Source organism: Streptomyces sp. NPDC102462 (assembly GCF_044765425.1).
In the GTDB taxonomy this organism is placed as follows: Bacteria; Actinomycetota; Actinomycetes; order Streptomycetales; family Streptomycetaceae; genus Streptomyces.
This window is the reverse complement of record NZ_JBIWKB010000006.1, coordinates 79,529-89,819: the sequence shown is the minus strand read 5'-3', so window position 1 is coordinate 89,819 and position 10,291 is coordinate 79,529. Positions and strand designations below refer to the sequence as shown.

Below are 10,291 nucleotides of genomic sequence, written 5' to 3'. Positions count from 1 at the left end.
GGCGCGGGGAACTGCGCGCTCAGCCCGGACGCTGCCGCACTCGGCGGACGGCGTGACGTGCCGCGGCGGGTGGCCGATCCCGCAAAGACGCGCAGCGCTTCGTCGGATTCGGGTTATTCGATCGTGTTATTCATACAGAATCGCCCCGTTCACGCCTACTTTGGAGCCGTGCTCTACGGGATCCTCGCCGCCACCACCGCCCTGCTGCTCACCGCCGTACTCGCGGCACTGCTCCGTGCCCCCGCGCTGCGCGCCGGCGTGCTCGACCGGCGGTGCCGGCGGCCCGTGCCGCTGCTGGGCGGCGCCGCCGTCGTCCTCGTCACCTGTCTCGTCGCCGGCGCGGGCCAGTGGACGGGGGTCGCGCCGCTCGGCGACGGCGTCGGCCGGCTGCTCCTCGCCGCCGCGTGCGTCGCCCTGCTGGGGCTGGTCGCCGACGTGTGGCGGCTGCGGGCCCGGGTGCTGGTGGCCGGTACGGCGGTGGCGGCCGCCGCGGTCGTACCGTACGAGGAGACCGGGGTGGCGGCCGGGCTGCCGGCCGTGGCGTGGATCGTGTTCGTGGCGCTCGCCTTCCGTGCCCTGGACCATGCCGACGGGCTCGCGGGGACCGTGGGGGTGGTGACCGCCTTCGGCGTGGGGGCGTGCGCCGCCGCCGAGGTGATGGACGGGCTGGCCGTGCTGCTCAGTGTGCTCGCCGCCGCGCTCACCGGGTTCCTCATGCACAACTGGCATCCCGCGCGGATCGGCCTGGGCGCCTGCGGCTCGCTGTTCACGGGGTTCCTGCTGGCCGCGGCGGGCGTGTTCACCCGGGCCGGGTACGGGATCGGGTCCAGCGCGGGCGTGCTGTTCTCGCTGACCGCCCTGGCGGGCGTCGACGTGCTGCTCGTGGCGGTGTCGCGGCGGATGGCCCGCAGGCCGCTGCTGCGCGAGGGCCCCGACCATGTGGCGCACCGGCTGCGGCGGCTCGGGCTCACCCCGCAGGGTGCCACCGTGCTGGCGGCGCTCGCGGCGTTCTCCGGGGTGCTCGTCGGGGTGCTCGCGCACACCGGGTGGGCGGGCGAGGAGAGCGTGCTGTGGGTGGCGGGCGGGGCGCTGGTCGTCGTACTCCTGCTGTTGCGGGTTCCGGCGTACGGGGCCCGCCGTATGGCGTCTTCGCAGGTCAGCGCCCAGTTGCGTGTAAGGAGCGGATAAGAGTTGAGCCCAGCTGACTCAGGTCTGTTGACCCAGCGGGCCGCCTCATGCACACTTGAGTCCGTTCCACTCAAGTCAGCTGGAGGAAATCACCATGGCACGTGCGGTCGGCATCGACCTGGGCACGACTAACTCCGTCGTCAGCGTTCTGGAGGGCGGCGAGCCCACCGTCATCACCAACGCAGAGGGCGCCAGGACCACGCCGTCCGTCGTCGCCTTCGCCAAGAACGGCGAGGTGCTCGTCGGCGAGGTCGCCAAGCGCCAGGCGGTCACCAACGTGGACCGGACCATCCGCTCCGTGAAGCGCCACATGGGCACCGACTGGAAGATCCAGCTGGACGGGAAGGACTTCAACCCGCAGCAGATCTCCGCGTTCATCCTGCAGAAGCTGAAGCGGGACGCCGAGGCGTACCTGGGCGAGAAGGTGACCGACGCGGTCATCACCGTCCCCGCGTACTTCAACGACTCCGAGCGTCAGGCCACCAAGGAGGCCGGCGAGATCGCGGGCCTCAACGTCCTGCGCATCGTCAACGAGCCCACCGCGGCCGCGCTCGCCTACGGCCTCGACAAGGACGACCAGACGATCCTCGTCTTCGACCTCGGTGGCGGCACCTTCGACGTGTCCCTCCTGGAGATCGGCGACGGCGTCGTCGAGGTGAAGGCCACCAACGGCGACAACCACCTCGGCGGTGACGACTGGGACCAGCGCGTCGTCGACTACCTGGTCAAGCAGTTCCAGTCCGGCCACGGCGTGGACCTGTCCAAGGACAAGATGGCCCTCCAGCGGCTGCGCGAGGCCGCGGAGAAGGCCAAGATCGAGCTGTCCTCGTCCACCGAGACCTCGATCAACCTGCCCTACATCACCGCGTCCGCCGAGGGCCCGCTGCACCTGGACGAGAAGCTGACCCGCGCCCAGTTCCAGCAGCTGACCGCGGACCTGCTGGAGCGCTGCAAGACGCCGTTCCACAACGTCATCAAGGACGCCGGCATCCAGCTCGGCGAGATCGACCACGTCGTCCTCGTCGGCGGCTCCACCCGTATGCCCGCCGTCGCCGAACTGGTCAAGGAGCTGACCGGCGGCAAGGAGGCCAACAAGGGCGTCAACCCGGACGAGGTCGTCGCCATCGGCGCCTCGCTCCAGGCCGGTGTCCTCAAGGGTGAGGTCAAGGACGTCCTGCTCCTCGACGTGACCCCGCTGTCCCTCGGCATCGAGACCAAGGGCGGCATCATGACCAAGCTGATCGAGCGCAACACGACGATCCCGACGAAGCGTTCGGAGATCTTCACGACGGCCGAGGACAACCAGCCGTCGGTGCAGATCCAGGTCTACCAGGGCGAGCGTGAGATCGCGGCCTACAACAAGAAGCTCGGCATGTTCGAGCTGACCGGTCTGCCGCCGGCGCCGCGGGGCGTCCCGCAGATCGAGGTCTCCTTCGACATCGACGCCAACGGCATCATGCACGTCACGGCGAAGGACCTCGGCACCGGCAAGGAGCAGAAGATGACCGTCACCGGCGGCTCCTCGCTGCCGAAGGACGAGGTCGACCGCATGCGCGAGGAGGCCGAGCGGTACGCGGAGGAGGACCACAAGCGCCGCGAGGCCGCCGAGACCCGTAACCAGGGCGAGCAGCTGGTCTACCAGACGGAGAAGTTCCTCAAGGACAACGAGGACAAGGTCCCGGGCGAGATCAAGACCGAGGTCGAGGCGGCCGTCGCCGAGCTGAAGGAGAAGCTCAAGGGCGAGGACACCACCGAGATCCGCAGCGCCACGGAGAAGGTCGCGGCCGTCTCCCAGAAGCTGGGCCAGGCCATGTACGCCGACGCCCAGACCGGGCAGGCCGCCGCCGGCACCCCGGGTGCGGCCGGGACCAAAGCCGACGACGATGTCGTCGACGCCGAGATCGTGGACGACGAGCGCAAGGACGGTGCCGCGTGACGGAGGAGACCCCGGGCTTCGACGAGAAGCCCGACGTCCCCTCAGGCGCCACCCCCGAAGACGCCGAGCCGCAGGCCGCCTCTCCCTCTCCGGAGGAGGCGGCGGCCCCGGCAGGGGACACGAGCCAGAACGCCGGCCTGGTGGCCCAGCTGGACCAGGTCCGTACGGCGCTGGGCGAGCGCACCATGGACCTCCAGCGCCTCCAGGCCGAGTACCAGAACTACCGCCGCCGCGTCGAGCGCGACCGGGTCGCGGTCCGGGAGATCGCCATCGCGAATCTCCTGACCGAGCTCCTGCCGGTGCTCGACGACATCGGCCGCGCCCGGGAACACGGCGAACTCGTCGGCGGTTTCAAGTCCGTTGCCGAATCGCTGGAGACCGTCGCGGCCAAGATGGGCCTGCAGCAGTTCGGCAAGGAGGGCGAGCCCTTCGACCCGACGATCCACGAGGCCCTGATGCACTCGTACGCGCCGGACGTCAGCGAGACGACGTGCGTGGCGATTCTGCAGCCCGGGTATCGGATCGGCGAGCGCACCATCCGCCCCGCGCGGGTGGCCGTGGCCGAACCCCAGCCCGGGGCGCAGCCGGCCAAGGCGGAGGGCGGCGACGAGAGTGCGGCGGGCGGCTCCGGCGGCTCGGCCGGCTCCGCTGACGACAAGGAGAACGGTGGCCCGGAGGAGGGCTGACGTAAGCATCGAGCGGAAGGAGGGACGTCGGGGATGAGCACCAAGGACTTCATCGAGAAGGACTACTACAAGGTCCTCGGCGTCCCCAAGGACGCCACCGAGGCGGAGATCAAGAAGGCGTACCGCAAACTCGCCCGCGAGTACCACCCGGACGCCAACAAGGGCAACGCCAAGGCGGAGGAGCGCTTCAAGGAGATCTCCGAGGCGAACGACATCCTCGGTGACCCCAAGAAGCGCAAGGGGTACGACGAGGCCCGCACCCTCTTCGGCAACGGCGGCTACCGCCCGGGGCCGGGCGCGGGCGGCGGCAACTTCAACTTCGACCTGGGCGACCTCTTCGGGGGCAACGCCCAGGGCGGGGGCGGCTTCGGCGGCGGCCTCGGCGACGTCTTCGGGGGCCTGTTCAACCGGGGCGGCACGGGCACCACGCGCACCCAGCCGCGGCGCGGCCAGGACATCGAGTCCGAGGTCACGCTGAGCTTCACGGAGGCCATCGAGGGCGCCACGGTGCCGCTGAGGATGTCCTCGCAGGCCCCGTGCAAGGCATGCTCCGGCACCGGCGACAAGAACGGCACACCGCGCGTGTGCCCGACCTGCGTCGGCACCGGGCAGGTGGCGCGGGGTTCGGGCGGCGGCTTCTCGCTGACCGACCCCTGCCCCGACTGCAAGGGCCGCGGTCTGATCGCCGAGCACCCCTGCCCGGAGTGCAAGGGCAGCGGCCGGGCCAAGTCGTCCCGGACCATGCAGGTCCGCATCCCCGCGGGGGTGACGGACGGGCAGCGGATCCGGCTGCGCGGCAAGGGCGCACCCGGCGAGCGGGGCGGCCCGGCGGGCGACCTGTACGTGGTCGTGCACGTCGGCGAGCATCCGGTGTTCGGCCGCAAGGGCGACAACCTCACGGTGACCGTCCCGGTGACGTTCGCCGAGGCGGCCCTCGGCGGCGAGGTCCGGGTGCCGACCCTGGGCGGTCCCGCCGTCACACTGAAACTGCCGCCGGGCACGCCCAACGGCCGCACCATGCGGGCCCGGGGCAAGGGCGCGGTCCGCAAGGACGGCACCCGCGGGGACCTTCTGGTCACCGTCGAGGTGAGTGTTCCCAAGGACCTGACGGGGAAGGCTCGTGACGCGCTGGAGGCGTATCGCGAGGCGACCGTGGGCGAGGATCCGCGGGCGGAGCTGTTCGAGGCCGCGAAGGGAGCTTGAGGGTGATGGACGGCCGTCGACGTAACCCGTATGAACTGACCGAGGAGACCCCGGTCTACGTCATCTCGGTGGCGGCCCAGCTCTCCGGACTCCACCCGCAGACGCTGCGCCAGTACGACCGGCTCGGCCTGGTCTCCCCGGACCGCACCGCGGGACGGGGCCGCCGTTACTCGGCCCGCGACATCGAACTGCTCCGCCAGGTGCAGCAGTTGTCGCAGGACGAGGGCATCAACCTGGCCGGTATCAAGCGCATCATCGAGCTGGAGAACCAGGTCGCCGCGCTCCAGTCCCGCGTCGCGGAACTGGAGGCGGCCCTGGACGGCGCGGCGGCGGCCATGCGGCAGCGCGAGGCCGCCGTGCACGCCTCCTACCGCCGGGACCTGGTGCCGTATCAGGAGGTCCAGCAGACCAGCGCGCTCGTGGTGTGGCGGCCGAAGCGGCAGCAGAACGACTGACGGTCTTCACCCGAACTCCCTTGGATGGAGAGCCGGTAAAGAGGGTTTGGCGTAGGTTCCGCCAGACCTTCACAAGGTCTTCGGGCGTGGTGTTGCGCACTCGTTAAGCGGTACCGCTTGACGCGGGTGGTGTCGGCGCGTTGGCTTTTCTGTCATCTGCGCCGCAATGCGGCCTCCACGTCCCGAACGCACCTGAAGTGAGCACCCGAATGCGTCGTATCGCCATATCCGTGGCCGCATCCTCGATGGTCCTGTCGCTCGCCGGCTGTGGCGTTCTGCACGCGACGGGGGGCTCCGGCGACGCGAGCCCGACCAAGGGCGACGACATCACCGTGGGCCTGCTGCTGCCGGAGACGGCGAACACGCGGTACGAGAAGTTCGACCACCCCATCATCAAGGAGAAGGTCGCCTCGCTGACCAAGCAGCAGGGCAGGGTCGAGTACGCCAACGCCGGAGCCGACGCGGCGAAGCAGTCCGCGCAGATGCAGAAGATGATCGACGACAGGGTCGATGTCATCCTGCTGGACGCGGTCGACTCGCACGCCATCGCGGGTCAGGTGAAGAAGGCCAAGAAGGCGGGCATCCCGGTCATCGCGTACGACCGGCTGGCCGAGGGGCCGATCGACGCGTACATCTCCTTCGACAACGAACTCGTCGGTGAGGCGCAGGGGCGGTCGCTGCTGGAGGCGCTGGGCACGGACATCGACTCCTCCGACAAGGTCGTCATGATGAACGGCTCGCCGACCGACCCGAACGCGAAGCAGTTCAAGCAGGGTGCGCTGTCCGAGCTGAACGGCAAGGTGACGATCGCGGCGTCCTTCGACACGAAGGACTGGAAGGCGGAGAACGCCGAGGCCAACATGGTCCGAGCGATCAACGACATCGGCAAGGACAACATCGCGGCCGTCTACTCCGCCAACGACGGCATGGCGGGCGGCGTCATCAAGGCGCTCCAGGCCGCCGGGGTGACCGATCTGCCGCCGATCACCGGGCAGGACGCGGAGCTTTCGGCGGTGCAGCGGATCGTCGCCGGTGAGCAGTACATGAGCGTCTACAAGCCCTACCCGGACGAGGCCGAATCGGCCGCCGAGATGGCGGTCGCGAAGGTGCAGGGCAAGGACATCCAGTTCGACGCGCTCACCCGTGACTCGGTGGACAGCCCCACCACCAAGCGGATCCCGGCCCAGCTGGTGCAGGTGAGCGCGATGACCAAGAACAACATCGACGACACGGTCGTCGCGGACGGCATCTACAAGATCTCCGACATCTGCACCGCCAAGTACAAGGCGGCCTGCGACGCCCTCGGCCTGAAGTAACCCCGACGGCTGCGCCGGCCTCAACCGCAAGGGGTCAAGTTCCCGGATTCCGGGGCCGGTTGAGGCGTACCTGAGGGGCGCCGGGGGCGTGTTGTGTGCTGCCCGGGGGCGGGGAAGCGGCCTAGCGGGGGCCGGGTGCGCGATGCCCTCGCGGTCCGCGCGCCGACGGCCGTCGCGTCGCCCCGGGGAGTACGGCCGTCGCTGTCGCTCCCGGGGATTCGGTGGCCGCCCCGGCACGTTCCTCGCCGCTGTCGCGCCACCGCCCGGCCGGGCGGCCACGATCAGGGTTCCCAGGGACCGGTCAGGCCCCGGATGACCGCCGCGCTTTGCTCAGGCAACTCCTGCTGTGCGGGCCGTGATCGGGCGGTGTTCGGTGGGCTGCGGGACCCTGGGAGGAAGCGGGAGATACCGGTGCTTTTCCCAGGGCGCGGCAGGAAGAGCCGTGTTGCGGAGCCGGTCGGCGCCGCGCATAGTTGCGCTGCGGAAGTGGCAGCAACCGGGGGTGGAATGGGCGATGGCCGGGTGCGGAACGGAGGAGCATCCACATGGTGCCGACCGCCTGTGCGAAGCTGGGGATCGCGTGTATTCCCGGGCCGTACGGCGCGGCCGTGTGCCGCGCGCGGACGCCGAGCCGGTGCCCTGCCTGCTGGAACTCGCCCTGCTGCACCCGGACCCGGACGACATGGACTGGCTGGTGCCGACCTCGCCGCAGGAGGTCATGACCCGGCTGCTGCGCGGCGTGTACGAGGAGGTCAGGGAGAGCCAGCGGCGGGTGGGCTCGGCGGTGGCCGCCTTCGAGCGGTACACCGGTCTCGGCCGCCAGCTCCAGGCCCCCGCGTACGCCCCGGCCGAGGGCACCGCGATCCGGGTGCTGGACGGGCTGTCCCGGATCCAGGCGGCGATGGACGAGGCGACCGAGGCGTGCACCACCGAGGTGCTGACGGTGCAGCCGGGCGGCATCCGGCGGGAGGCCGAGCTGACCGAGGGCCTGCACCGGGCGCTGGCGCTGCGCGGCCGTGGCGTGCGTATGCGCGACCTGTACACGCATGTGGCGCGGCACGGCCAGGGGCTGCTCAACTACCTGGAGCTGATGGGCGACACGGTCGAGGCCCGCACGCTCGACGAGGTCATCGACCGGCTGATCCTGTTCGACCGCACGGTCGCCTTCGTCCCGGCCAACACCGACCGCACGATGGCGCTGGAGCTGCGTCACCCGGCGCTGGTCGAATACCTGGTGACGGTGTTCGAGCGGCTGTGGCGGCTGGCGATCCCGCTGACCGCCCCGCTGCCCGACACCGGCATCGAAGGCATCTCGCACCGTGAGCAGTCCATCGCCGCGCTGCTCGCGGAGGGCCACCAGGACGCGGTCATCGCGGAGCGCCTCGGCATCAGCGTCCGCACCTGCCGCGCCCATATCGCCCGGCTGTCGGAAACCCTCGGCGCGGCCAGCCGTACCCAGTTGGGCGTGCGCATCGCCCAGGTGGGCCTGGACGGTCCGCCGCGGACCGCGGGCGGGAGCGCGCTCAGCCTTCCTGATCAAGGATCCCCGAGCGTGCGATGAGATAGCCGAGCTGGGCCCGGCTGCCGCTGCCCAGTGCCTGCGCCAGCTTGGCGATATGGGCGCGGCAGGTGCGCACGTTCATGCCGAGGCGGCGGGCGATGGCCTCGTCGACATGGCCCTCGACGAGAAGCTTGGCGATGGAGTGCTGGATGTCCGTGATGCCGTCGGGGGCCGGCTCATAGGGCCCGTCCGTGCCCAGCGGGACGGCGCGGCTCCACATGAACTCGAAGACCTTGACGAGGTAGCGGACCAGTCCCGGCTGGCGCAGTTCCAGGGCGACCTGCTGGTCGTCGCGGATGGGGATGAAGGCGACGGTGTCGTCGCAGATGATCAGGCGCTCCACCAGTTCGTCGATGGTGCGGTACTCCGCCTTGCCGTCGGCGAGGTGCGCGGCGTAGGCCAGCTTCTCCGGGTTGTGGCGGGCGGTGTGCTGGTACAGGGTGCGGATCCGGACACCGCGTTCGATCAGCGGACGGTCGCGTTCCAGGCCCTTGAGCACGCTGCGTTCGGAGATGCGGTCGCTGGGCTGGACCGTGAGCACCTCGGTGCGGCACTGCTCGGTGGCCAGGTTCAGCGCGGCGTTGATCCGTTCGCTGCCCTCCAGCAGGGTCATCGAGTCGCTGCTGGTCGTGGCCTGTGTGCTGAGCGCCATGAACGGCTCGAAGGCGCCGGCCAGCTCGATGGTCAGCCGCCGGCGCTCGGTTATCTCGCGTTCGATGGGGCTGAGGCGCTGGGCCAGGGCGACCGCGGGGGACACTGGACGCAATCGGTCCGGATCGTCCGGGTCCGGGTGGAGCAGGCCGAACTCCACGAGACAGGGGGCGGTTTCCACATCTGTGCGTGCGACGCGTCCGGTGCGTAGAGCTGCGGCGTAGATGCGGCCACCGTCCTCGCACAGTTCCGTCACAGCATGGGGATGTGTCGCTTTTATGTGATTCGTTGCCAAATCTCCACCCCCCAGGGTCCTGAACATGCAGGAACATGATGCACCGATTGTGTGGCCATGACGTGCCCGAATGAGCCATCGTCATACCCGACGGGGGAAAAGGGGACCTTCGAGTGAGGACGAAGCCGACTATGCGTAAGAAAATGCTTGGCTCGGTGCTTGTCGCTGCCTTCTCCGCCCTCGTGGCCGTCGGCGTGTTGGGTGGCTTCTCCGGCGAGCAGAGCGATGTTCGGGCAAACACCAGCTGGCCGATCGTCGCGCAGGGCGAGGACAACACCTCGTGGCCGCTCCCGCCGGCAGATGGAGCCGGGAGCTGATGTGACCACTCCACCCGACGACCGATCCTTCCGCCGTGAGATGGCGACCGCCTATCGCTCCGGCTGGCACTTCATCGACCTGGTCACCGCCATCCCCCACAGCGGCGACTCGCTGATGGTGACCGTGTTCGGCGAGCCGGTCGTCGTGACGCGGGACGAGGACGAGGACGTGCGGGCGTACCGGTGTCTGAGGAAGCCCCGAGGGGCGCCGCAGCCTGTGCGATGTGCCGTCCGGTACGGAATGATCTTTGTGAACCTGGACCAACGGGACCACCGACTCGCGGAGCCGGAGGTCTCGGACCTGAGGACCATCTCGGCCACCCCCCGCAGTGCCTGACGCGATTCCCCCGTCGTAAAAGATCGCTCAGGCGCTTCCCCCCGCAGCGGCGTCACCGTGACCTGAACACGGTGACGCCGCTGTAGTTTCTGGGGAAATGTCGTGACATCGGCGTGTTCTGACGCTGGCCGAAAACCGTTACCGGCCGAATGCGGACTCGGCCAGGAATGACACTTGACCCCGGCGACCCCGGTGCCGATGGCCACCTGCCCCAGGCCGTGAACGTCCGCCGTCACCTGGGCCCGGCGTCCGACACGCGGCTGTCGCCCGCGTCCGGTGTCCCCTGCTTCCGGCGCCGGTTGCGTCCGGCGTCTCGTGCATGGGTGCCGCCGCCTGCGTCCGGTGC

General features: G+C 70.0%; 9 protein-coding genes. 8 read left to right on the top strand and 1 reads right to left on the bottom strand.

The window, feature by feature from the left end:
- Positions 1-168 precede the first annotated feature (168 nt).
- From ACIRFL_RS07565 to ACIRFL_RS07535, 7 genes are all read left to right on the top strand, one after another.
- Entirely contained in the window at positions 169-1,188 is a 1,020-nt protein-coding gene (locus ACIRFL_RS07565; RefSeq protein WP_404025018.1) for an MraY family glycosyltransferase, read from the top strand.
- A 94-nt stretch (positions 1,189-1,282) separates the two neighbouring features.
- Positions 1,283-3,124, top strand: a complete 1,842-nt coding sequence (gene dnaK, locus ACIRFL_RS07560) for a molecular chaperone DnaK (protein ID WP_404025016.1) — start codon at positions 1,283-1,285, stop codon at positions 3,122-3,124.
- The gene (grpE, locus tag ACIRFL_RS07555) at positions 3,121-3,810 is read left to right on the top strand and encodes a nucleotide exchange factor GrpE (protein WP_404025014.1); all 690 of its coding nucleotides are present in this window, start codon (positions 3,121-3,123) and stop codon (positions 3,808-3,810) included. Before dnaK ends, grpE begins: the two co-directional genes overlap by 4 nt.
- 33 nt (positions 3,811-3,843) lie before the next feature.
- A complete protein-coding gene (gene dnaJ, locus ACIRFL_RS07550) occupies positions 3,844-5,013 on the top strand; it encodes a molecular chaperone DnaJ (protein WP_404025011.1) in 1,170 nt (389 codons plus the stop codon).
- A gap of 5 nt (positions 5,014-5,018) precedes the next feature.
- On the top strand, positions 5,019-5,468 hold the full coding sequence (locus tag ACIRFL_RS07545) for a heat shock protein transcriptional repressor HspR (protein ID WP_404025009.1): 450 nt from the start codon (positions 5,019-5,021) through the stop codon (positions 5,466-5,468).
- Between the two features lie 209 nt (positions 5,469-5,677).
- Positions 5,678-6,784, top strand: coding sequence for a sugar ABC transporter substrate-binding protein (locus ACIRFL_RS07540; RefSeq protein WP_404025301.1), 1,107 nt, complete (start codon positions 5,678-5,680; stop codon positions 6,782-6,784).
- Between the two features lie 514 nt (positions 6,785-7,298).
- Positions 7,299-8,345: a LuxR C-terminal-related transcriptional regulator gene (locus ACIRFL_RS07535; RefSeq protein WP_404025006.1), complete on the top strand. Its 1,047-nt coding sequence runs from the start codon at positions 7,299-7,301 to the stop codon at positions 8,343-8,345.
- Here the strand turns inward: ACIRFL_RS07535 and ACIRFL_RS07530 are convergent.
- A complete protein-coding gene (locus ACIRFL_RS07530) occupies positions 8,308-9,318 on the bottom strand; it encodes a helix-turn-helix transcriptional regulator (protein ID WP_404025003.1) in 1,011 nt (336 codons plus the stop codon). The genes ACIRFL_RS07535 and ACIRFL_RS07530 overlap by 38 nt on opposite strands.
- 291 nt (positions 9,319-9,609) lie before the next feature.
- On the opposite strand from ACIRFL_RS07530, the gene ACIRFL_RS07525 reads away from it, so the two are divergent.
- Positions 9,610-9,945: a hypothetical protein gene (locus ACIRFL_RS07525; RefSeq protein ID WP_404025002.1), complete on the top strand. Its 336-nt coding sequence runs from the start codon at positions 9,610-9,612 to the stop codon at positions 9,943-9,945.
- The last annotated feature ends 346 nt before the right edge of the window (positions 9,946-10,291 follow it).